The following is a 21,780-nucleotide window of genomic DNA, read 5'->3' on the forward strand; positions in this document are numbered from 1 at the left end:
TGCATTCTCCTTTATTCATAAAAATCAACATGCGACTCTAACAAGCGGTCGCCGTCATAGCGAAACATTGCTGAAAAGAAGGGTTTATCCTCCAACAACCACTCAACAAAGGTGTGGTCCCCTTCCCAGGTTGGTTTTGAGAGGACTTGATCATAAGGTACCCACTCCAAGGTCCCTTCGTTACACTCGATCAGTTCTCCCTCAAAATCTGTTACCTTGAAGACATAGGTGTACCAGTCCAAATCTGGAGTAAACTCCGGAAAGGTAATAATCCCTTTCAAAACTGGCTTGGCTCTAAGGCCGGTCTCCTCAAAAATTTCACGCGCCGCACACTCCTGTGGGGTTTCCCCGCGTTCTAATTTTCCACCAACTCCGATCCATTTACCTTCATGGACATCATTGGGCTTTTTATTGCGATGCAACATGAGAAATTCTTTCCCATTGTCAATGTAACAAATCGTTGCTAATTGTGGCATTTCTTTCTCCTATCTTAACCAATCAATCGGCTCGCGTCCCGCCTCTTTCAAAAATTGATTGGTTTTTGAAAAGGGTTGGGAACCAAAGAATCCTCGGTAGGCCGATAAGGGACTTGGGTGAGCTGATTCAAGGACCAAATGTCGATCTTGTGTAATCAGCGGCTTTTTCTTACGGGCATAAGATCCCCAGAGGATAAAGACAACAGGCTCCTCCAACTCATTAACCACCTTGATCACAGCATCTGTGAAAGGCTCCCAAATTTGTCCTGCATGGCCATTGGCCTGACCAGCTGGCACTGTCAAGCAGGCATTGAGCAAGAGCACTCCTTGCTCTGCCCAAGAGGTCAGATCATGGGAACGCTTCTCTCCAATATCTGAGCGCAATTCTTTGAGAATATTTTGCAAAGAAGGTGGCGCTGGTACATGATCCGGAACAGAAAAACTTAAGCCCTGCGCTTGATCCGGTCCATGGTAGGGATCTTGGCCTAAGATCAAAACCTTGACTTGATCCATCTCTGTCGTCTGCAAGGCCTTAAAGACCTTGTCACGCGGTGGATAAACCACTCCTTTGCTATAGACTTCATTCATAAAGTCATTGATCTGGTGAAAATACCCTTCTGGAAGATGGGACTTGATGGCTTCATGCCAGGGTGAATGCTGCATGGAAACTCTCCGCTATCCAATAAATTCTTACCTTCCATTATACCACATTTGGCGCAGATCCACTGGATAAAAAAGAGGCTGGACAATTTTGTCCAACCTCTTTTTCTGCCTGTCAAACAAGCTAGAGCTTTTATGTATTTTCTTTCTTGGTAAATCCTGCTAGACCGATCGAAGCGACTAGTAAAATTTGCGGTAAGAATTGGATGAGGTAGCGGGTTTTCCCACCTTCAAAGATGGTTAAGAAGAGCAAACCACCAAAGACCGCTAAGGAAAGGAAGTTAAAATCATCTGTATCTCGACGTTTGAGATAAGCTCCAACCAAACCAGCCGATAGGACGATCCAGATCAGCTGCTTGACAAATTCATAATACTTGTACTGCGGTCGATCAATGCTGAGGAAATAGGTCCGCACCCATTTTGCCAAACCATTATTTTTAGTCAGAGGTGCATAGAGAGGATTGATAAAAGGCGTCTTCTCATACTCTACATCTCGGTAAAGCCAACCGAGGGTCCCTTCTGCTACCGTCAAGGATTGCTTGTAGTAGATATGCCCGATCAAACCGAACGGTCCGTATTCCTTGAGACGGCGTTTGATTTCTTTGATCACATTTTCTTTTTTAAAGAGGCCATTGTTGTAATCCGAGCGCTTATCCTCATCAATATAGGCTAGCAAGCCTTCTTTCATATCTTCTTGGTTATGCCCCATATCCGTCAAGCCCAGATTGATAAACAAGAGTGGTCCTTTGGCAAGTCCTTCTTCTTTCAGAATCGGCACAACTGTTTGATGATTGACCGCTGTATTCAATCCTGCAAAGACAAAGCCCGTCGTCAAGACCGTCACCGTAGCAATCTTTCCAAAGGCCTTCCAATTTCCTCTGAAAAAGAGCACAGCCCAAAAGGCAATCATGACAATAATCGTCGTTGGACGGATCAACATGGATACGCCAGATAAGATCCCCAAGCCAACAATCTTCTTCCAGGAGACTGCTTGATCTTCCTTTAATAGATCCAAAGCCCACCATAACTGAAGAGCGATCAAAGGAAGTGGCGGAATGTCCGTATACATGGAATAGAAATAAGGCGAGTAACAGATCAAGCTCACATAGAAGAGATAGACCAGATCAGCCGTTTTTTGATTGAAATGCTTCTGGGACAGCTTGTACAAGAGGACTGCACCCAGATTGACATAGAGGATATTGAGAGCCTGCATGACCCACAGACCGCTAGAGCCAAATAAGACATAGAAAAACTTCTCGTAAAGAAAGAGCGGAATGTTATTGGGATTGCGACTGAGGTAGTTAGTGATAGAGGATTGCTTAAGAAGATCAAAAGCCCCTTTGAAAACAACCGCAGCATCCCGACGGATCAAGAGCTCCGCACAGACCATAACGATCAACTGAAAGACAACCGCTCCAAGCAAGAAGCCTTTTTTATGCCGAGTCAACCAAGCAAAGGCACTCTTTAGCCCATCGCGTTTCAGCCAGGCTAGCAGAAATAGCAACCCAGCACCTAAAATGGCTAGCCATGAAATCTCTCTCAGATAGGTCACACTGATCAAGAACCAGTGGACCATCACTAGCAACATGACAACATGAAGCATCCCAAATAGAATACGTTTACTTTTCGATAACATAGCTCCATTATATCAAAAAAACAGCATTTCTGCTGTTTTGGACTGACTATCAACTGTAAAGTGAAAAGAAAAGTTGTTCTAAAATGTAATTTATAAACATACTCATTTTATCGAAGCAATTTTTAACTCTTAACCTTAACTAACAGACCTAAAATACTAGAATTAAAATACATAATAATACAAGATAAATTCCAACCGTTAGAATCATTCCGATTTTATAGAAACCGACTAAGCCAGCATATCGTTCGACAAAACCGATCTGTGGGTCGACTGGATTATAAAAGACTGTCATAGGAGACCCGATTGGGAATATCATCCGCAAATCCAGATTTTTGCCGGCTCCAAGAACATAGGTTCTATCGAAAACATTGGTTTGTCTTGACTTAGAAGAAGTCTCTCTGAAATAAGCGTAGGTAAAGGTCTTTTGGTATCTTTCGCCCCCAACTTGATACTCCACCACAGGCAGGGAAATAAGCAGTTGATTTTTGGAATCAAAAGCAACTACTTCTCCCAGAACTTTTGCGGTTGATTCTGTTTTCACTTTTATTTCACGACGATACAAGGTGTAAAAGATGAGCAGCATGATCAAGAAAACAAGGCTCAGAATGCCCAAGCTAAGCCAGAATATTGTTACTGTCATTGATTTTTTTACCCTTTCACATAAACTAGTTGGTTTCAAATCCCTTGAAAAATTTTTATTCTCCCCTTTTCAACCAATTCTGTTGCTGCGCTTTTTCTGCAAAATCTTTTGCTTTGTTGATATCTAATGAGTTTGAATCTGATGGGGCATTGGATTCGATCTCTTCCTTCAATTCTTGTAAGGTTTGAACATCCTGAGGAGTTAAATCAGAGACCGTGCTAGATTCTTTGTCTGTTGAACTATCTGGAACAGTCTGAATCTCGCGATCGGTTTTGATTACTTCAGTTCCTGCATCCGTTTTTGGAGCTGGTCGGTATAACATGAAGAATCCAACAATTACAATAATGAAAGCTAGGATCGATATCCCATTTCGTTTTTGAATTTCTTCCTGAGGAATTTCTACTCCCTTTGTTGATAAATTCTTCCATTCTGGATGTTCCTCCTCAGCTGCTTTTTTCTTATAAAAGGCAGGTGCAATCAATGACTGATTGGTTAAGATGAGAGTACCAATACAAATTATAAAATATGGAACTTCACGAGAGTTGCTGAGTAATATCTTAATATAAAATACACTAGCGATTATAGCTAGGACGACATTAATTGTAAATCTAATTTTAAATTCCTTTTTCAATTGCAAATAATGTTCTTTTGTCATTCTTTCTCCCTTAAATTAGTTTTTATCTTCCTCTAATAAAAACAATTACTACTATCATACAGGATTTTACTTTGGGTTTCAAGTTAACCACCAACTAGTGAAAAGTGTATAAAAAAGAAGCGTTAGAAACGCTTCAGTTATATTATTTGTCTTGCCAAGTTTCTTGGTTTTCCTTAAAACGGCGTAACAAATCTAAGCCTTCAGAGGTAATATAACCTTGTTCTTCAGCCAAATGAATCAATTCTGTGTAGTTTGACAAGGTTTCGAGTTGAACGCCAGCTTCCGCAAACTTCTTATCAGCTTTTTCCAATTGGTAGGTAAAGATCGCCACCACACCAAGTACGTCTGCTCCTTCACGTTTCGCAGCTGCGACAGCATCCAAAACAGAACCACCAGTAGAAATCAGGTCTTCCACTACCACCATCTTTTGACCTTGTGGTACACGGCCTTCGATTTGGTTTCCAGCACCATGATCTTTTGGTTTGCTACGGATGTAAGCAAAAGGAAGGTTCATTTTGTCCGCAATAATTGCTCCATGAGGAATCCCTGCAGTTGCAGTTCCTGCAATCACTTCTACTTCAGGGAAAGCTTCCTTGATTTTATCCACGAATCCATTCTCAATCAAGGTACGAGTTTCTGGATAAGCAAGGGTCACGCGGTTATCTGTGTAAATAGGGGACTTGATTCCAGAAGCCCAAGTAAAAGGCTCCTCCGGTTTCAAATAAACAGCTTCAATTTTTAGAAGATGGCTGGCAATATCTTTAGCTAATGACATGATAACTCCTTTTTTACGATTTTAATCATATACGAATTAAATCCAAAATAGATTTAAAGAACAACTTTACAGGATAGTGAGTAAGTTAGGAAAGGTCCCATCGGACTTCCCGTAGAGCCACAAAAGTTCCACTTTTACTTGCGATTATTATTCCGACGATTTAGAGGATAGAACGATTATTTTTATCCTCTAAATCTAGTGAATGAGTTAGGGAAGGTCCCATAGGAGACTTCCCGTAGAGCTACAAAAATTCCACTTTTAGTAGCGAACGTATTCCGACACTTAGTTGAAAGAAACGATATTTTTCTTTCAACTAAGTTAGTGAATAGTTTAGGGAAGGCCCTATCGGGCTTCCCGTAGAACGTCTTGAAGCGCAGCTTCTTAGACGTTCTTAACTATTCCACTGTCTCTTAATTTCATGGTAAGCGTCCCATGGGTTTTCTGCTTGAATAATTGGGCGTCCAACAACAATATAGTCCGATCCAATTTTATGGGCTTCCTGTGGTGTCATAACCCGTTTTTGGTCGCCGATTTCAGCTCCAGCAGGACGAATCCCTGGTGTGACACAGACAAAGTCTGATGAAGTGGCATCTTTGATCAAGGCTACTTCATGGGCTGAACAGACCACGCCGTCCAAGCCAGCTTCTTGGGCCTTGCGAGCATAATTAACGACTGATTCTTGGACCGTTGTTTGAATGTTTTGGCAATCACGCATGTCTTCTTCACTGGTCGAAGTCAACTGGGTTACGGCTACCAACTTAGCTCCTTCACCAAGAGCTGCTTTGGCTTCGCGCATCATCTCTATACCACCGGCTGCGTGAACCGTCACCATATCCACTCCGAAAGTACCCAATACAGACATAGCTGATTTGACTGTATTTGGGATATCGTGCAATTTTAAATCAAGGAAGATACTGTGTCCAAGCCCTTTTAGGTAGTGTACAATTTCAGGACCAACTGCATAGAAAAATTCCATACCGATTTTTACAAATAGTTTTTCATCTTCTGGAAAATGCTCTAAAAAGTGTTTGACATCCTCGAAAGCTGGGAAGTCAAGGGCAATAATAGGACGTTCTTCACGCATGATTTTCTCCTTTTGATGGGTGACATTTTTTCCACAAAAAAACCTTGCCCGAGGCAAGGTTACACGAAAATTAGGTAGTTTCTACCCTGATTCACCGTCTAGACCTTAGGAGCCTCTCTGGACTGCTTTAAAGGTTTTTATTTATTGTAGTACAATATTTGGGAAAAGTCAAAGATTTACAGTAAATATTCCCGTACATGTTTCCGAAAATTCTCAAGCGTGTCAATGCCATTTCGATCCATGACCTGTGGCAGGTCTTCGATAATAGTTGGACAAGCATAAGGATCGGTAAAATTGACCGTCCCGACCCCAATCGCTGAAGCACCAGCAATCATCATTTCAATGGCTGCTTCTGCTGAATCGACACCTCCCATTCCAATGATGGGCAGGCTAGTGGATTGGGCTACTTGGCGGATGAGTTTCAAGGCTACTGGGAAGATAGCTGGTCCTGACATCCCTCCCGTACCATTTGCAATGATCGGTTTGCCAGTCTTGAGGTCAAAGCGCATCCCGACCAAGGTATTGATCATGGTTAAGCCGGTGGCCCCTGCGTCTTCTGCCGCTTTTGCGACCTGGGTGATGTCTGCCACACTAGGAGTCAACTTAACATAGACAGGGACGGAGGAAGCTTCCACTGCTGCTTTTACTGCATCATAGGCCAACTCGGGAACCTGCCCGATTAAGAGGCCGTTGTTCCCATGGTCTACGTTTGGACAAGAGATATTGAGTTCAATCGCTTTGACATTTGGTGCTTGCGAGATTTTTCTAGAAACCGTCGCATACTCTTCATTGGAGAAACCAGCTACGTTGGCGATAATCGGTAAATCTGGATAATGCTGGGCCAACCAAGGGAGTTTCTCTGCTAAGACAACGTCTACGCCTGGATTTTGGAGACCAATGGCATTAAGCATGCCTGCAGGAGTCTCCGCAACACGTGGTGTCGGATTTCCGAAGCGAGCCTCAGCAGTCGTCGCCTTGATCATAATAGATCCTAATAAGTCCAAGTCATAGTATTTGGCATATTCTTGGCCAAAGCCAAAACAGCCAGAAGCTGGAATAATGGGATTTTTCAAGTCTAATCCTGGTAAGGATATAGCTAATCGATTGCTTGTCATACTTTCCTCCCTACATCACAATTGTACCAGTTTCAAAGACCGGTCCGTCTTCGCACACGCGCTTATTGGCTGCTTGGCTTTCATTTTCCAGATGCACTACACAGGCATAGCAAGCCCCCATCCCACAAGCCATACGCGATTCCATGGAAATGTAGGCGCGAGGATGGTCATGGAATTTGGTATTGACATATTTGAGCATGCCAGGAGCCCCACAAGAATAGATGGCATCAAACTCCTGGTCCATCTGGTCAACGATGGTGGAGACATATCCCTTTGTGCCATAAGATCCATCGTCAGTTGTAATAGTGACTTGCCCATACTGCTTCAATTCTTCTTCGAGGATCACCGCTTCTTTATTGGCAAATCCCAGGACAGAATGGACTTCTACTCCTTGCTCATGTAGTTGTTTAGCCACTTGGACCAAGGGAGGAACACCTATCCCGCCACCAATGATCAAGGCTTTCTGACCTTGACCGAGATTAGTGAGATCAAAGCCATTTCCCTGAGGCCCCATGACACTGAGTTTGCTACCGATTGGCAATTGGGAAAAGATAGCTGTCCCCCCACCTTCGATGCGGTAGATCAAGCGACACGTCTGTGTCTCAGGATCAATCTCAGAAATTGAAATCGGACGGCGAAGGAGCTTGGCCCCATCAGGGACGCGGATATGAAGGAATTGACCTGGCAGCATCTGCGCCACCATTTCCCCCTTCAAGATCATAGAATAGATGCGGGGAGCGATTTCTTCTTGAGCGACGAGCTCCATCTCCTCCATCATGATTTTGCCAAAGCGTTTTTTACAACTGTCACTGACCATTGGTTTCCTCTTCTTTCTTTCAGCAAAAAAGACCTCGCAAAAGCAAGGTCCCACAAATGGTCAGCTAGACTCCGTCCGCTGATCTTTATTCCGTCTTTCCTTGCAGGCCTCTCTGGACCTCTTAAAGGTTAAATTTGTCTCATTATATCGCGCTCCTTCTCGCTTGTCAAGTAGAAATCGGTAGCTTACGAAGCTTTCTTGGGGTCAAAATCTTCTGGGATCGGTTTGATGTATTGCATGGCAATTCGATTTTCAGGCTTACGATCAACTAGATAAAGAACAAGTAAAAAGAGCCATTCCAAGGGTTTCATTAGGTAGTAAATCAGGTCCATAGCCCATTTCTTCTTGATGTGTTTAGCAAAGGGATAGCCATAGCGGTCGTAATTGCGACGCAAGAAGCGATGGAATCGCGGCGTCTTTTCTTCTAGTACCTGTTCAAAGGCATTGGCAATACAAAGCTGGCGATTGACAACGACTGGATGACCGTGGCGGATGCCCATCCGCTGGGGCTTGACAACTTTTTCATGCCCACCAGCCGCAACCGTACAGAGATAGTGCTCATCAATGATAAGATTCTGAGGAGGGATCTTCTGTGAGAAGGCCCAATCAGCTGTATTGGTCCATGCCTTGATCATGGAATCCGGCTGCTGCCCAAAGAGCATGAGAACAAGGACAACAAGGGCAAGGGTTGGAATAGCGATAAGGACCGCTAGCCATGGCCAGTTGCGCGACTTGTTTAAGAGCTGATGGAGCCATTGAAGTAGACGATTCTCATAGCTTATCTCTGTTCGATCTTCCTGCCACTCCTTAATGCGAACCCATAAGAGATGGATGGAATAGATCAGTAAGAAAAAGGTGTGAAAACTTGCTACCTGCAGTTGATTATCAAAAACTAAGAGGAGAACCACTCCTCCTAGAATGCCACTAATACAGAAGACATTTGCTAACGGCGAAAGTGAATTCGCATCCCGGTAGGAATAGATAATCAAGGCTAGTAAAGTAAGAGCTGCCAGTGTAAAGAAGGTCGGATAGGCGCCAGACCAGATCAAGGCATGTTTCTGAGAATTGATCAAGGGCTCATTCCATTCGTAAAAGGTCATCTCCTTGACGATGTAAATGAAAATCGCTTCGAGAAAGCAACCAAAGAGACCAAACCAAAGAACAATTGTAGGCTGTTGCTTTTTCTTTTTGACAGGCTTAGGATTAGGTGATTCTTGCTTTTCCTTCATAAGAGATGCGTCATCTTCTCTTGTCCCTTTTCCTTCCTTTGGCACCCTATCTTCAAACAAATCCGGATCTTTGAGAGCTTCTTCTTCAGCTTCTTTGAACTGGAGGCTAGACCACCGACCGATCCCATAGATAATGACAAAAATATTGGGAACAAAAAGGGCTAAGGTCACACCATAGGGCAAGACCTCCATCGTAAAGGATACTATAGCAAGAAAACTAAATTGAATGAATGGATCCTTAATTGCGTAGAGCGACTGACTAATAACCAAATAGATGTAAAAGGCCAATAGAATCAGAGCATTGGTCACAAAATTGATCTGCAACAGACCAGCTGTGAAATGGGTTTCCAATTCCTTATCCTTTTTCTTATACCAGGAAACGAGTTTTTTCATAAGATCTCCTCAATCAATTTTTTACCATTCTATCAATCAGATCTTACCTTCAGCAAGGCAAAACTGTATTTTTCCATCAAAATCAGTCCCCAGATGTAGATTTTGTTTCCAATCTTCTATTTTTTAACTATTTGATCTAGCCTACTTCCTATTACATACCTCAGCCTGTCTTATTCTCATACAGTCCTTGAAAGACCACATTTTACGGGAAAAACGCGCTTTTTTATGTTAAAATAAAAGCATGAGAATACAACAATTACAATACATTATCAAAATCGTCGAAACCGGCTCTATGAATGAGGCCGCAAAACAACTCTTCATCACTCAACCTAGCCTTTCCAATGCTGTCAAGGACTTGGAAAATGAGATGGGAATTGAAATCTTTATCCGAAATCCCAAAGGGATCACTTTGACCCGCGATGGGATGGAGTTCCTCTCTTATGCCCGCCAGGTGGTGGAGCAGATTGACCTCTTGTCCGAGCGCTATAAAAATCCTGTGGGCTCTCGTGAGCTTTTCAGCGTCTCTTCACAGCACTACGCCTTCGTGGTTGAGGCCTTCGTTTCACTATTGAAGAAAAGCGACATGGAAAAATACGAGCTCTTCCTACGGGAGACGCGGACTTGGGAGATCATCGATGACGTCAAGAACTTCCGCAGCGAGGTTGGCGTACTCTTTTTGAATAGCTACAACCGCGATGTCCTCTCTAAGATGCTGGATGATAATCACCTGATTGCCACCCACCTCTTTACAGCGCAACCTCATATCTTTGTCAGCAAGACCAATCCTCTTGCCAAGAAAGAGATCGTCCACTTGTCAGATCTGGAAGATTTCCCATACCTTAGCTATGACCAAGGAACCCACAACTCCTTCTACTTCTCAGAAGAGATCCTCTCTCAAGAGCATCATAAGAAATCCATCGTCGTTAGTGACCGGGCGACCCTCTTTAATCTCTTGATTGGTCTAGATGGCTACACCATTGCGACCGGGATCCTCAACAGCAATCTCAACGGAAATAACATCGTCTCCATTCCCCTTGATATCGAAGACCCGATCGAGCTGGTCTACATCAAACATGAAAAAACAGCCCTCTCAAAAATGGGAGAAAAATTCATCGAATACTTGCTTGAGGAAGTGAAGTTTGATAAGTAAAAAAATATCTGAGTGATCCATGTTCACTCAGATATTTTTTATGGTCTTAATTGAGAAAATACTTCTCCAATTTTTCCTTCGATAACTAGGTCTGCTTGCTTGTCTTGTGGGATACTGGTCTTATTGATGACAACCAGCTTCTTCCCTTGGAAATACTGGATCAAGCTAGCTGCTGGGTAGACCACGAGAGAGGTTCCGCCGATAATCAGGAGATCAGCCTCTTGGATGGCTTGGGCTGCTTGGCTAAAGACCTCCATATCGAGAGGCTCCTCGTAGAGGGTCACATCAGGTTTGACAACCTTGCCGCAGTCCAGACAGTGTGGAACCGGGCCTTCCAAAGCTAGAAAGGCCTCCAAATCATAAAATCGCTGGCAACCCGTACAGTAATTGCGGTCGGCACTGCCATGAAGCTTCAAAACTTTTTTAGAACCAGCCATTTCATGGAGACTATCGATATTTTGTGTCACCACTGCCTTGAGCTTACCGGTCTCTTCAAGCCGAGCCAGATACTGATGGGCAGCATTGGGCTTGGCATCTGGGTAGAGTAGGTATTTCTTGTAAAAGTCGAAAAAGTCCTCTGGATAGCGCTCAAACATGGTATGGGAGACCAATTGCTCAGCTGTCAAATGCCGCCCTACCTGAACGCTATAGACACCGTCTGAGCTTCGAAAATCTGGAATATTTGACTCCGTGGAAACTCCTGCACCACCGAAAAAAACGATCCGTTGACTCTGGTCAATCATCTCCTGTAATTGAGCAATCTTATCCATCTACTTCTCCTTTAGTAGCTCTTCCATCACAGCATTGGCCTGATCAAAATAAAAGTTAGCTTGATCATAATGAATTCCTGTGTAGCTTGCAAGGTCAATCAAATTCTTCATAAAATCCTGAGAAGAGAAACCCGTCGTCCGATGGAGCTCTTCTTCATCAAAGGGCTTGATCAAGTGAGCCAGGGGGTTGCGAACTGATTTTTCTAACTCCCGCAATTGTTGGGCCGCAACTTTGACGCTATCTGGCAAATCCAACTGCACAATCAACTCCGTCAAACTGGACGAATTGACCACACTTTCGCTGTGGAATTGCTGCAGGATAGGATTGTCGGACGCATGCAGGCTCTCAAACTTCCAACGGTCATAACTGGACTCTTTGGAGTTATGAATATAGTTTGTAATATCAGGAATTTTCAACTGAATCAATCGCATAAAAATCCGGTAGATGGCTGGGCTAACGGCACGAACAAAGTCGATAATCTGTTCATTTCTCAACTTCGCTTCGAGATCATAAAGGTAGTTGGCCAACTGTTCATTTTCTGGATTTTCATGCCAAAAAAGCTGAAAACCAGTCGCTTCTAGCAACTCGGTTCTCAACTTTTGATTCATGACGGGTTGGATATTGAGCTCTCGACGCTCCGCCATTAACTGCAGTAAGCTCACCAACAAATCCGGTACTTCTTCCTGCTGCTTGATAGAGCGCAGAGCCCGGCTGTAGTGATAATTTTGGAGATCGTAGAGCCATTCATCATGAAGGAATTTTGCCATTAGTCTGCAATCAAGGTCTCAAGACCGACTTTCATCATGTCTGTGAAAGTATTTTGACGTTCTTCAGCAGTTGTGTCCTCATCTGGATTGACCAAACTGTCTGAAATAGTCATGATCGCAAGCGCATCGACATGGTGTTGAGCAGCAAGATAATAAAGAGCTGCTGCTTCCATTTCTACAGCTTTGACACCCCATTTACCAAGCTCGATATTCTTTTCACCATAGTTTGAATAGAAAACATCTGATGACAAGACATTGCCGACGTGAGTCGTCATGCCAAGGTCTTTGGCAATGTGGTAGGCCTTGTCTAAAAGATCAAAGCTAGCGATTTGTGGGAAATCGTATTGAGGCCAGTCGTTACGGATGATGTTTGAGTTGGTTGCAGCAGCTTGTGCCAAGACCAATTCACGAACATGCACATCCTCATTCAAAGAACCAGCCGTTCCCACACGGATCAATTTCTTCACGCCGTAGTCGACAATCAACTCACGCGCATAAATAGAGATCGATGGCATCCCCATTCCAGTACCCATGACAGAAACACGGTGACCTTTATAAGTACCCGTGTAACCAAACATGTTACGGACTTCGTTAAAACATACAGCATCCTCAAGGAAATTCTCAGCGATAAATTTCGCACGAAGAGGATCTCCAGGAAGGAGAATTTTATCAGCAATTTCACCTTGCTTAGCAGCAATATGGATAGACATAATTAAGATATAAAGGGCGACAGAGAACAAAGTAAAAATAGGAAACTGACGACGCATCGCAGATGCTAGACAGTTTATCTTTTTTACACAGTTCTCCGCCCGTATTCAGTTCAGCGAATACGGTTAACCCATCCTTTCTTTTTTTATTGAGTAATTAGGAGAGCTTTCCGCTCGTGTTCAAATTAGAACACATGCTCTACCTTTCTTTTTTATTTTTTTAGAATAGGCGTGAAAGAGGCAAAGTAAAAATAGGAAATCCGACAAAGATGCACCGCATCTAGAAGGATTTATCTTTTTTACACAGTTCTCCGCCCGTATTCAGTTCAGCGAATACGGTAAACCCATCCTTTCTTTTTTTATTTATTTTGTTAATGAATCCAAAAACGCAAAGAGTTTGGCATTCATTTCTCGATAATCGTAAGCACGAATGGCTTCAGGTTTTTGAACAAAAGTCAATTTTTGACTTTGTTCTTCCAAAACAGCTTCACCGTCAGCAGCAATCAAGAGATTGACTGCTTCTGGATCAAATTCCAAGTGAGCTTGGAAGGCATAATGTTTAGGACTGAAGCGAATCATCTGACGTGGACACCCTTGACTAGTCGCAAGAACGACAGCATCTTCTGTCAATCCGGGCATATCGCCATGCCAGTGGCCAGTTTCAAGAGTTGCTCCAAACTCACCGACATGTGGATCTGTGAGTCCTTCAGGCGTCAAGGTCACTGGATAAACCCCAATCTCACGTTCTGGACTGTGCTCATACTTCGCTCCATAGGCGACAGACAGTAGCTGGGCACCAAGACAGACGCCAACAATATAACGATCAGCCTTGATGGCTTTTTGAATCAGCTCAATCTCTGCCTGAGGATCGTAGTATGGAAAAGCTTCCCGATTTTCATCCGGTGATTGAGGTCCTCCCATGACGATCAAAAAGTCAATCTCATCCACTGACTCTGGTAAGGTTTCATTCTCATAGACTTTAGTCGTGGTCACTTGATGGCCACGCTCCTGTGCCCATTTTAGATAAGCGCCCGGCACTTCAAAGGTTTCATGCAGTACAAAATGTACCTTCATCATTTCTTCTCCCATCTCTTTCGAATCACGTATGACAGACCAGCCGCAAGTACAAGCGGAATAGTCAAATTCCAAGTTTGGCCTGTAAATCCAAGGCTCAGGGCAATGGCTGTCAGAGGAGCTTCTAGGGTCGTCCCTAAAAAGACTGTCGCTCCTAGTAACATCCCTAGAGCAGGATCCAGATGAATCCCAAGGACTGTCAAAAGCAAGGTCACTAGGTAGCCAGAACCAATCCCAAGGGCAAATGATGGTGTCAAGGTACCCCCATAAGCACCATTGCGCAAGAGGAGATAAACCAGAAGCCCCTTCACTGCAAGACTCAGTGGAAGATAAGGAATCGGCTGACTAGACAAGAGGGCTTGCGCTAGTACCTGGCCATTTCCCATAAAGATAGGGAAAAAAGCTACTAGGCTCCCCAGCACTAGAAAGGCTAGAGGAAGAGCCCAAAGAATCGTCCAATCCTTCCGCCGTTTGTGACTAGCCCGCTTGGCGAGGAAAGCAAAGACCAGAGCCAAGGGAGTGACTAAGAAAGCAATCACAATAGCCTGTAAGAAGCCGCTAGCCGACCATGAAACTGCGGACAGGTGATAAACGGCTCCCTGACCAACGATGGGCTGAGCGACCCAGGTGGCCAGATAAGTACTGGTCAAAACCAGTAGAAGATTCTGCCAACTGTAGGTGAGTCCTAAGGTCTCAAAGACGAACAAGCTACTGGCAAAGGGGACCTGATAGACCGCAGCCAAACCAGCTCCGGCCCCACAGGCGATCAAGACTTTTCGCTCTTTGAGAGCAAGTGAGAACCCCTTCGCCAAACGACCAGCTAGAAGAGCCCCGACCTCTCGTGGGGCTCCTTCTTTTCCGACCGATGCGCCTGCTCCAACAATTGCCACCTGCATCCCTGCATGAAGGAGGTGGGGGAAGGGCGCTGGTTCCCTGTCTCCAGCTAAGTCCATTTGCTGACGAATAGACAGGATCTGATAACGCCTTTGCAGGACATACCAGAAGCCAGTTGCCAAGCACCCAGTCACACATAAGACCAAAAATCTACGGAGACCTCCAGCTTCTTGAAATTGTTGGAGCAAATCCGAACTAGCTTGGCCAAAGGCCAGCCCTTGCACCCCTTCTAGCAGATAATGGCAGGCAATTCCGACCAGACCTGTCCCGATCCCTAATGATAAGGTGGCTAGAAGCAACCTCAGTCCGTAGGGCAGCCTTTGGAGTCGTACTTTCATTGGATTAGAGTTCAGCAAGAATCGCTTTCAGCAATCCTTTGAAGTCGCCTTTGATGCGCTCTGTCACTTCTACTACTTCTTCGTGGTTGAGCTCTTCTTGGAAACCAGCCGCAAAGTTGGTAATACATGAAATACCAAGAACCTTCAAGCCAGAATGCGCTGCAATGATGACTTCAGGAACGGTTGACATTCCGACAGCATCTGCGCCAAGTGTCTTATACGCACGGATTTCAGCTGGAGTTTCATAAGTTGGACCAGTCACACCGATATAAACCCCATCATCCAATTTGATACCCAATTTGTCTGCTACTTGATGAGCTGTCTCACGGTATTCAGGTGTGTAAGCTTTAGACATATCTGGGAAACGTGGACCAAAGTCATCCAAGTTTTCACCGATCAATGGGTTTTGACCTGTCATATTGATGTGGTCAGTGATAGCCATCAAAGTACCAGGACCAAAGCCAATACCACCGGCAGCGTTGGTGACAAGAACCCCTTCACAACCCAATACTTTCATGACACGAACTGGGAAAGTCACCACTTCTAGTGGGTTTCCTTCGTAGAAGTGGAAACGACCTTGAAGGGCCAAGACTTTACGTCCAGCAAGATCACCGTAGACCAATTTACCAGCATGGCCGACAACCGTTGAACGACCCCAGTTTGGAATTTCAGAGTAGTCTACTACGACGGCATTTTCGATTTCTTCAGCCAGTTCTCCAAGACCTGATCCAAGGATCAAGCCAAACTCAGGTGCTTCCATTCCTTTGCCTTTCAAAAAAGCAGCTGTTTCATTGATTTTTGCTAATAATGTCATTGCATATCTCCTTTATGATTTCCTTAAAAATTGGCCAATTTTGTCAAATGTATTGGCATTGCGAATGGTCAACAGGCGGTAATCCGGCATCTTGAGGACTTGTCTGTGGTAAGCGGTCTTTGTGTAGGTCTCTTCTGAGTATTTGCCCCAGTAAATCCCTAGATTCCCACGATGGATGATTTCATCACCGAGCGAAAAAGAGGAGACCAGCTCCCAGATAGCATCCTGATTGAGGCCTTCTGTGTAAAAGAGAACATCCTTGCGGGCCAGATCCTCCTGCCACCAGGCTGGTAAAGCAGCGAGATCTTGCGCATAGTCCTCAGCTGAAAAGAGAGAAAAAGACTGGATAAAGGGATAGTGATCACAAAAGAAATGTCCCAGCAAATCCACCAATTCTGCTTTAGAACCAGCAGATTCAAAGAAGATATTGCCACTATTGATGTAGGTCTCTACCCCATCCAGCTCGATCGTTTGGAGCTCCTCTCGAAGCTCTGCCATCACGACCTTGTTTTTCCCGCCAACATTGATCCCTCTTACGAGGAGAGCGAAGCGTGTCATCTTAGTTCAATTTGTCTAAGAAGCTTTCACCGATCATGGCTTTTTCAACACCAAAGTTCTCTGCAATTGTCGCAGAGATATCAGAGAAATGTCCAACTGGAATCACACCATTGCCCTTGAAGGATGGGCTATAAGCCAAGAATGGAATGTATTCACGCGTATGGTCTGTACCAGCGTAAGTTGGGTCATTTCCGTGGTCTGCCGTGATCATCAAGAGGTCATCTTCACGCATCGCAGCGATGATTTCTGGCAAGCGTTCGTCAAACTCATGCAAGCAATCGCGATAACCATGAGCATTGCGACGGTGACCGTAAAGAGCATCAAAGTCTACCAAGTTGGTAAATGAGAAGCCTTCTTGGAACTCAGGAAGTCCCATGGTCTTAATCAAGGTATCCATACCGTGGCTATTTGATTTGTTGTGGCCCATATCGTGGTTGATACCAGCTCCGTTGAAGATATCGTTGATCTTACCAACTGCATAAGTATCGATACCCGCTTCGTTCAACTTGTCCAAAACAGTTGGCGCAAATGGTGAAACAGCCAAGTCACGACGGTTGGCTGTACGTGTAAAGTTTCCAGGTTCTCCAACATAAGGGCGGGCAATGATTCGACCAAGAAGAGCTGGACGTTCCAAAGTGATGGAACGAGCGTATTCACAGATACGGTAGAGTTCATCCAAAGGAATGATGTCTTCGTGAGCTGCAATTTGAAGGACAGGATCTGCTGATGTATAAATGATCAATTCACCAGTTTCCATTTGACGTGGTCCAAAGTCATCGATGACCGCTGTACCAGAATAAGGCTTGTTGGCTTCACGGATGACCTTACGTCCTGAGAATTCTTCAATTTTAGTCAAGATTTCTTCAGGGAAACCATTCCAGAAGGTATCAAAAGGTTCTGTAATGTTGAGCCCCATGATTTCCCAGTGACCAGTCATGGTGTCTTTCCCAAGAGAGACTTCTTGCAATTTTGTCGCATAGCCAGTTGGGTTGCTTTCAGCTGGCACAGTCTTCAATGGTACTTCACGAGGAATATTTCCAAGACCGATTTTCGCCATGTTTGGTACATTCAAGCCGACGGTTTTAGAGATGTGTCCCAAAGTATCAGATGCTCCATCTGGAACTCCTGCATTGACAAAGTTATTGGCATCTGGTGCAGCACCGATCCCAACTGAATCCAGCACAACTAAGTGCATGCGTTTAAATTTTGACATATACTGCCTCTTTCCTTTATTAAACTAGCTATATTATACCATATCCCTATAAGAAGAGAGCCGTTGTTTGATCCGAGGCTGGGACAAAAGTCTTAGCCTCTCAATTATTTTTGGATTGTCGAGCAAGACGCAGTGGTTGAGTGGGCTCTACTACGCTAATTTCATCAGCTTTTACAGCCCTACTCAACTGTGCGGAGGTGGGACGACGAAATCGAATTCTAACGAATTACCGATTTCTGTCCCACTCTCTATTTTTCGATGATGACTGGGCCATCTGGTGTCCCTACAATCACTTTTGAAATCATGTTCAAGAATAAACCGTGCTCTACGACGCCTACGGTGTGATCCAGTTCATTTGCCAGAGCTTCTGTATCCTCTATCACCTTGAGGTCCAAGTCAATGATGAAGTTGCCTTGGTCAGTGACGAATCGTTGATCATCCGCGAGACGGAAAGCAGGAAGGTAACCTTTTTGCTCAAAGTGACGGAAGAGATTTTCAGCCCCGTATTGCACTACTTCCACTGGAAGCTTGAAAGCTCCAAGAGTTGCAACTTGTTTAGATTCATCCACGATCCAAATGCAGTCTTTAGAATTGGTTGCGACGATCTTTTCCATGAGGAGAGCACCACCGCCACCTTTGATCCCATTCAATTGAGGATCCACTTCATCTGCGCCATCCACTGTCACATCGACCACTTCGACATCGTCGATAGCCTTGAGCGGGATGCCTAAACTTTCAGCCTGATCATAGGTCACACTCGACGTTGTGACAGCTGTGATCTGCAAGCCTTCTTCTTTGATGCGACGACCCAATTCAGCCACAAAATAATAAGCAGTTGACCCTGTACCAAGACCGACAATCATGCCGTCTTTGACAAACTCAGCCGCTTTAATTCCTACCTGTTCTTTTAGGTTTACCATCATAGACCTCCTTTTATATTCTATTACAGTATAGCATATTCTGTAATAGATTTCACTAATTATTTGAAAACCTTTCCAAGTTTTAGTTCTAAAAGCAAAACCTTGCCCGTCCGCTGACTTTACGATAGAATAGAGATGAATCTACAGGAAAAGAGAAATGACATGATTACTAAAGAATTTGATACTATTGCTGCCATCTCGACCCCTCTTGGTGAGGGGGCTATCGGGATCGTCCGCTTGAGCGGGACAGACAGCTTTGCCATTGCACAAAAGATCTTCAAGGGGAAAGATTTAAGCAAGGTAGCGAGCCACACGCTCAACTACGGTCATATCGTGGATCCAGATAAGGACGAGATTCTCGACGAAGTCATGGTGGGGGCCATGCGCTCGCCGAAAACCTTCACCCGTGAGGACATCATCGAGATCAATACCCACGGCGGGATTGCCGTAACCAATGAAATACTACAATTGGTCATCCGCGAAGGAGCTCGATTAGCTGAACCTGGTGAATTTACCAAGCGGGCCTTTCTGAACGGTCGGGTCGATTTGACCCAAGCCGAAGCCGTCATGGACATTATCCGCGCTAAGACCGACAAGGCCATGAACATCGCCGTGAAGCAACTAGATGGTTCCCTGTCTGACCTCATTAACAACACGCGCCAAGAGATCCTCAATACCCTGGCCCAGGTCGAAGTCAATATCGACTATCCGGAGTACGATGATGTCGAAGAAGCAACCACTGAGATCATCCGTGAAAAGACCAGTGAATTTGAAGCCCTCTTGACCAATCTCCTCAAGACTGCCCGTCGCGGTAAGATCTTGCGTGAAGGGATCTCTACTGCTATCATCGGTCGTCCAAACGTCGGCAAGTCTAGCCTCCTCAATAATCTTCTTCGCGAGGAAAAAGCCATCGTGACCGATATCGAAGGAACCACCCGGGACGTCATCGAGGAATACGTCAACATCAATGGGGTTCCCCTCAAACTGGTCGATACGGCTGGGATTCGGGAGACTGAAGACATCGTCGAGCAAATCGGTGTCGAACGTTCGAAAAAAGCCCTCAAGGAAGCTGATCTGGTCCTCCTGGTCCTCAATGCTAGCGAACCCCTGACCGATCAAGATCGCCAGCTCCTTGAGATCTCTCAAGATAGCAACCGCATCATCCTCCTCAACAAGGTTGACCTTCCAGAGAAGATCGAAATCGACCAACTGCCGGAAGATCATATCAAGATTTCCGTTCTGAAAAATCAAAACATCGATCAAATCGAAGACCGGATCAACGCCCTCTTCTTCGAAAATGCTGGGCTGGTTGAGCAAGATGCGACTTATCTTTCTAACGCTCGTCACATCTCCCTCATCGAAAAAGCTGTTGAAAGCCTGCAAGCGGTCAACGAGGGCTTGGCTCTCGGTATGCCGGTCGACCTGCTTCAAGTCGACCTCACCCGCACCTGGGAAATCCTCGGAGAAATCACAGGGGATGCTGCTCCAGATGAGCTCATCACCCAACTCTTCAGCCAGTTCTGTCTTGGAAAATAACAAAAATGCGTATGTTTCCACACATACGCATTTTTTGTTTTATTTTGCTTGTTCTAATCGCTCGACGGTTTGATAAGCTTGGTAGATTAGGAAGAGCCCAGTAGCATTCAAGACTGGAATCGCAATCGGCAACTCGGTCACGATTTGTGAGAATGGTGAATTCCCTACAAAATGAAGTCCAAACCCAGCTACTAAGTATCCCCAGCCTGCTAGACGTAAATCCTTGCGTCCTCTGCTTGCTTGGACAATTAGGAAGAGCCCTAGCATGACAAGACCTGTGTAGACCCAGTGAGACATGGGTGCATTGGCCACACGGCCGAGAATCCCTGACACCGTGTAAGAGAAACCTTCCGGCAGGTCCTGACGAATATAGGCAAAGTCCTCGACGATCTGGAAACCAAGACCAGAGGCAATCGCCAAGAGGAAGATCGACTTGAGGCGACGAACACTGAACAAATAGAGGACAAAGAAGATAGGAATCAACTTAAAGGGTTCCTCAAAGAGTGGCGCAGCGATGGCACTCTCGTACTGGTTCCAAAAGTCGCTATTTGGAGCGATCGCTTGAATCATGTCATGGAAATAGGTATTGGCAAAGCTAGACAACCAACCGGCAACAAAGCCCCCACCTAATAAAGAAAAGAGAACCGGTACCCAAGATAACTTCCACTTCTTAGCAAAATGAAAGAGAGCCCAGACAGCAGGAATTGCATAGACCAAAAGGATCAAGGTTGAAAGTCCCACAATCCCGTACTGGCTACCAGACATCCAGCCTTCTGTCAGTGACTGGGTCTCATAAGCCAAGCCAATCGCTAGCAAGAGTAAATAGAGAAACAAAATCGATTTGCGTTTCATAAAAGACCTTTCTAAAGTGAAATGAAAAAGGCTGGAAGCCCAGTCTTTTCCGAGTACTATCATTGTAACAGGATCAGCTTAAAAAAACAATAAATGTGGATTAGTGAGAAAAATATAAAACGTAGATGGCGACAAATGGTTGACTAAATTTAGTTACTTAATCACCAACGCTCCATTTTCCTCCGTCGCCAAGAGCTTCTCATCTTTATCATATATTTTAAGTTTTATACTGCTCGGTTTGTTTTGAGTTGCATTGTATTGCTTTACTATCTCTTCTTTTAAATCAAAAAGCGTCTTACAATAATCTTTTGGATTTATATTTGCTAAAGATAGCATATTTTCTGATACAGAGAAGACAAGGATCACATACTCTTCATTATAATACACTTTCGCCATCTCAATTTCGCCATTGATTTGATTTTGAAGCATATAAGCAAATACTACATTAGGTTTTTCATTTCCAACCAATGAGGTAGGGGCTTGATTCATCCCTTTGACCACTGATTCTTTACTTTCCTTTGTAGAATCTTTTACATTCTGTTCAGTAGACTGCTCTTTTTTGTCTTCATTCTTCACTTCTTTTTGCGCGCACGATGACAGAAATAGCGAGAGAATGGTCATTGTTGCAAACATAGTTTTTTTCATAGATTTTCTCCTTTTATTTTTACAAGTAGAAAACGACCTGTAATTGACCAAAATTGCATAA

The 21,780-nt window shown here is 44.4% G+C and carries 23 protein-coding genes; 2 read left to right on the forward strand and 21 right to left on the reverse strand.

Annotation, left to right across the window (positions count from 1 at the left end):
* Positions 1-11 precede the first annotated feature (11 nt).
* From SM122_RS02295 to SM122_RS02340, 10 genes are all read right to left on the reverse strand, one after another.
* Positions 12-476: an NUDIX hydrolase gene (locus SM122_RS02295; RefSeq protein WP_003003493.1), complete on the reverse strand. Its 465-nt coding sequence runs from the start codon at positions 474-476 to the stop codon at positions 12-14.
* Between the two features lie 9 nt (positions 477-485).
* Entirely contained in the window at positions 486-1,139 is a 654-nt protein-coding gene (locus SM122_RS02300; RefSeq protein ID WP_021153111.1) for a uracil-DNA glycosylase, read from the reverse strand.
* A 130-nt stretch (positions 1,140-1,269) separates the two neighbouring features.
* Complete coding sequence (locus tag SM122_RS02305) at positions 1,270-2,772, reverse strand: glycosyltransferase family 39 protein (RefSeq protein ID WP_155169150.1); 1,503 nt, start codon at positions 2,770-2,772, stop codon at positions 1,270-1,272.
* A 148-nt stretch (positions 2,773-2,920) separates the two neighbouring features.
* The gene (locus SM122_RS02310) at positions 2,921-3,412 is read right to left on the reverse strand and encodes a DUF3592 domain-containing protein (RefSeq protein ID WP_023917987.1); all 492 of its coding nucleotides are present in this window, start codon (positions 3,410-3,412) and stop codon (positions 2,921-2,923) included.
* Positions 3,413-3,467: 55 nt separating this feature from the next.
* Positions 3,468-4,067: a hypothetical protein gene (locus SM122_RS02315; RefSeq protein ID WP_155169148.1), complete on the reverse strand. Its 600-nt coding sequence runs from the start codon at positions 4,065-4,067 to the stop codon at positions 3,468-3,470.
* 142 nt (positions 4,068-4,209) lie between these two features.
* The gene (gene pyrE, locus SM122_RS02320; protein WP_003007111.1) at positions 4,210-4,842 is read right to left on the reverse strand and encodes an orotate phosphoribosyltransferase; all 633 of its coding nucleotides are present in this window, start codon (positions 4,840-4,842) and stop codon (positions 4,210-4,212) included.
* A 391-nt stretch (positions 4,843-5,233) separates the two neighbouring features.
* Positions 5,234-5,926 (reverse strand): orotidine-5'-phosphate decarboxylase, encoded by a 693-nt coding sequence (gene pyrF, locus SM122_RS02325; protein WP_155169146.1) that lies wholly within the window; start codon positions 5,924-5,926, stop codon positions 5,234-5,236.
* Between the two features lie 176 nt (positions 5,927-6,102).
* A complete protein-coding gene (locus tag SM122_RS02330; RefSeq protein WP_155169144.1) occupies positions 6,103-7,041 on the reverse strand; it encodes a dihydroorotate dehydrogenase in 939 nt (312 codons plus the stop codon).
* 10 nt (positions 7,042-7,051) lie between these two features.
* A complete protein-coding gene (locus SM122_RS02335; protein ID WP_324737764.1) occupies positions 7,052-7,858 on the reverse strand; it encodes a dihydroorotate dehydrogenase electron transfer subunit in 807 nt (268 codons plus the stop codon).
* A 185-nt stretch (positions 7,859-8,043) separates the two neighbouring features.
* Positions 8,044-9,480, reverse strand: a complete 1,437-nt coding sequence (locus SM122_RS02340) for a DUF6688 domain-containing protein (protein ID WP_049506512.1) — start codon at positions 9,478-9,480, stop codon at positions 8,044-8,046.
* Between the two features lie 241 nt (positions 9,481-9,721).
* Here SM122_RS02340 and SM122_RS02345 point away from each other — a divergent pair, with 241 nt between their 5' ends.
* Complete coding sequence (locus SM122_RS02345; RefSeq protein ID WP_003003594.1) at positions 9,722-10,630, forward strand: LysR family transcriptional regulator; 909 nt, start codon at positions 9,722-9,724, stop codon at positions 10,628-10,630.
* Between the two features lie 38 nt (positions 10,631-10,668).
* Here SM122_RS02345 and SM122_RS02350 read toward each other — a convergent pair whose 3' ends face one another.
* The 9 genes from SM122_RS02350 to rpiA all read right to left on the reverse strand — a co-directional run bounded on the left by SM122_RS02350 (position 10,669) and on the right by rpiA (position 18,686).
* Positions 10,669-11,400 (reverse strand): NAD-dependent protein deacylase, encoded by a 732-nt coding sequence (locus SM122_RS02350; protein WP_023917976.1) that lies wholly within the window; start codon positions 11,398-11,400, stop codon positions 10,669-10,671.
* Positions 11,401-12,168, reverse strand: coding sequence for a hypothetical protein (locus SM122_RS02355; RefSeq protein WP_031575783.1), 768 nt, complete (start codon positions 12,166-12,168; stop codon positions 11,401-11,403).
* A complete protein-coding gene (gene deoD, locus SM122_RS02360; RefSeq protein ID WP_003007097.1) occupies positions 12,168-12,878 on the reverse strand; it encodes a purine-nucleoside phosphorylase in 711 nt (236 codons plus the stop codon). The genes SM122_RS02355 and deoD overlap by 1 nt, the downstream gene beginning before the upstream one ends.
* Before the next feature lie 360 nt (positions 12,879-13,238).
* Positions 13,239-13,952: a type 1 glutamine amidotransferase gene (locus SM122_RS02365; protein ID WP_324737765.1), complete on the reverse strand. Its 714-nt coding sequence runs from the start codon at positions 13,950-13,952 to the stop codon at positions 13,239-13,241.
* Positions 13,949-15,181, reverse strand: a complete 1,233-nt coding sequence (locus SM122_RS02370; protein WP_241672468.1) for a chloride channel protein — start codon at positions 15,179-15,181, stop codon at positions 13,949-13,951. The genes SM122_RS02365 and SM122_RS02370 overlap by 4 nt, the downstream gene beginning before the upstream one ends.
* Before the next feature lie 4 nt (positions 15,182-15,185).
* On the reverse strand, positions 15,186-15,995 hold the full coding sequence (locus SM122_RS02375; protein ID WP_070589124.1) for a purine-nucleoside phosphorylase: 810 nt from the start codon (positions 15,993-15,995) through the stop codon (positions 15,186-15,188).
* A gap of 12 nt (positions 15,996-16,007) precedes the next feature.
* Positions 16,008-16,553 carry a DUF1697 domain-containing protein gene (locus SM122_RS02380; protein WP_024056193.1) on the reverse strand — a complete coding sequence of 182 codons (546 nt, stop codon included), beginning with the start codon at positions 16,551-16,553 and terminating at the stop codon, positions 16,008-16,010.
* A 1-nt stretch (position 16,554) separates the two neighbouring features.
* Entirely contained in the window at positions 16,555-17,766 is a 1,212-nt protein-coding gene (locus tag SM122_RS02385) for a phosphopentomutase (RefSeq protein ID WP_003003757.1), read from the reverse strand.
* A 248-nt stretch (positions 17,767-18,014) separates the two neighbouring features.
* Positions 18,015-18,686: a ribose-5-phosphate isomerase RpiA gene (gene rpiA, locus SM122_RS02390; protein WP_070589125.1), complete on the reverse strand. Its 672-nt coding sequence runs from the start codon at positions 18,684-18,686 to the stop codon at positions 18,015-18,017.
* Positions 18,687-18,848: 162 nt separating this feature from the next.
* Here rpiA and mnmE point away from each other — a divergent pair, with 162 nt between their 5' ends.
* Positions 18,849-20,222 (forward strand): tRNA uridine-5-carboxymethylaminomethyl(34) synthesis GTPase MnmE, encoded by a 1,374-nt coding sequence (gene mnmE / locus SM122_RS02395; protein WP_037607860.1) that lies wholly within the window; start codon positions 18,849-18,851, stop codon positions 20,220-20,222.
* A 39-nt stretch (positions 20,223-20,261) separates the two neighbouring features.
* On the opposite strand, the gene SM122_RS02400 is transcribed toward mnmE, so the two are convergent.
* Together SM122_RS02400 and SM122_RS02405 are read right to left on the reverse strand one after the other, a co-directional pair.
* Positions 20,262-21,074, reverse strand: coding sequence for a PrsW family glutamic-type intramembrane protease (locus tag SM122_RS02400; RefSeq protein WP_070589127.1), 813 nt, complete (start codon positions 21,072-21,074; stop codon positions 20,262-20,264).
* Positions 21,075-21,227: 153 nt separating this feature from the next.
* Positions 21,228-21,719 (reverse strand): hypothetical protein, encoded by a 492-nt coding sequence (locus tag SM122_RS02405; RefSeq protein WP_003007074.1) that lies wholly within the window; start codon positions 21,717-21,719, stop codon positions 21,228-21,230.
* Positions 21,720-21,780 lie beyond the last annotated feature (61 nt).

The organism is Streptococcus gingivalis (genome assembly GCF_035544715.1).
GTDB lineage: Bacteria > Bacillota > Bacilli > Lactobacillales > Streptococcaceae > Streptococcus > Streptococcus gingivalis.

Excerpts from the sequence above, each read along its gene's own strand:
- SM122_RS02315 (WP_155169148.1), bottom strand. The coding sequence starts at position 4,067 with ATGACAAAAGAACATTATTTGCAATTGAAAAAGGAATTTAAAATTAGA.
- SM122_RS02305 (WP_155169150.1), bottom strand. The coding sequence starts at position 2,772 with ATGTTATCGAAAAGTAAACGTATTCTATTTGGGATGCTTCATGTTGTC.
- SM122_RS02335 (WP_324737764.1), bottom strand. The coding sequence starts at position 7,858 with ATGGTCAGTGACAGTTGTAAAAAACGCTTTGGCAAAATCATGATGGAG.
- SM122_RS02380 (WP_024056193.1), bottom strand. The coding sequence starts at position 16,553 with ATGACACGCTTCGCTCTCCTCGTAAGAGGGATCAATGTTGGCGGGAAA.
- SM122_RS02375 (WP_070589124.1), bottom strand. The coding sequence starts at position 15,995 with ATGACATTATTAGCAAAAATCAATGAAACAGCTGCTTTTTTGAAAGGC.
- SM122_RS02295 (WP_003003493.1), bottom strand. The coding sequence starts at position 476 with ATGCCACAATTAGCAACGATTTGTTACATTGACAATGGGAAAGAATTT.
- SM122_RS02365 (WP_324737765.1), bottom strand. The coding sequence starts at position 13,952 with ATGATGAAGGTACATTTTGTACTGCATGAAACCTTTGAAGTGCCGGGC.
- SM122_RS02405 (WP_003007074.1), bottom strand. The coding sequence starts at position 21,719 with ATGAAAAAAACTATGTTTGCAACAATGACCATTCTCTCGCTATTTCTG.
- mnmE (WP_037607860.1), top strand. The coding sequence starts at position 18,849 with ATGATTACTAAAGAATTTGATACTATTGCTGCCATCTCGACCCCTCTT.
- deoD (WP_003007097.1), bottom strand. The coding sequence starts at position 12,878 with ATGTCTATCCATATTGCTGCTAAGCAAGGTGAAATTGCTGATAAAATT.
- pyrE (WP_003007111.1), bottom strand. The coding sequence starts at position 4,842 with ATGTCATTAGCTAAAGATATTGCCAGCCATCTTCTAAAAATTGAAGCT.
- SM122_RS02345 (WP_003003594.1), top strand. The coding sequence starts at position 9,722 with ATGAGAATACAACAATTACAATACATTATCAAAATCGTCGAAACCGGC.
- SM122_RS02350 (WP_023917976.1), bottom strand. The coding sequence starts at position 11,400 with ATGGATAAGATTGCTCAATTACAGGAGATGATTGACCAGAGTCAACGG.
- SM122_RS02355 (WP_031575783.1), bottom strand. The coding sequence starts at position 12,168 with ATGGCAAAATTCCTTCATGATGAATGGCTCTACGATCTCCAAAATTAT.
- SM122_RS02300 (WP_021153111.1), bottom strand. The coding sequence starts at position 1,139 with ATGCAGCATTCACCCTGGCATGAAGCCATCAAGTCCCATCTTCCAGAA.
- pyrF (WP_155169146.1), bottom strand. The coding sequence starts at position 5,926 with ATGCGTGAAGAACGTCCTATTATTGCCCTTGACTTCCCAGCTTTCGAG.
- rpiA (WP_070589125.1), bottom strand. The coding sequence starts at position 18,686 with ATGGTAAACCTAAAAGAACAGGTAGGAATTAAAGCGGCTGAGTTTGTC.
- SM122_RS02370 (WP_241672468.1), bottom strand. The coding sequence starts at position 15,181 with ATGAAAGTACGACTCCAAAGGCTGCCCTACGGACTGAGGTTGCTTCTA.
- SM122_RS02310 (WP_023917987.1), bottom strand. The coding sequence starts at position 3,412 with ATGACAGTAACAATATTCTGGCTTAGCTTGGGCATTCTGAGCCTTGTT.
- SM122_RS02340 (WP_049506512.1), bottom strand. The coding sequence starts at position 9,480 with ATGAAAAAACTCGTTTCCTGGTATAAGAAAAAGGATAAGGAATTGGAA.
- SM122_RS02400 (WP_070589127.1), bottom strand. The coding sequence starts at position 21,074 with ATGAAACGCAAATCGATTTTGTTTCTCTATTTACTCTTGCTAGCGATT.
- SM122_RS02330 (WP_155169144.1), bottom strand. The coding sequence starts at position 7,041 with ATGACAAGCAATCGATTAGCTATATCCTTACCAGGATTAGACTTGAAA.
- SM122_RS02385 (WP_003003757.1), bottom strand. The coding sequence starts at position 17,766 with ATGTCAAAATTTAAACGCATGCACTTAGTTGTGCTGGATTCAGTTGGG.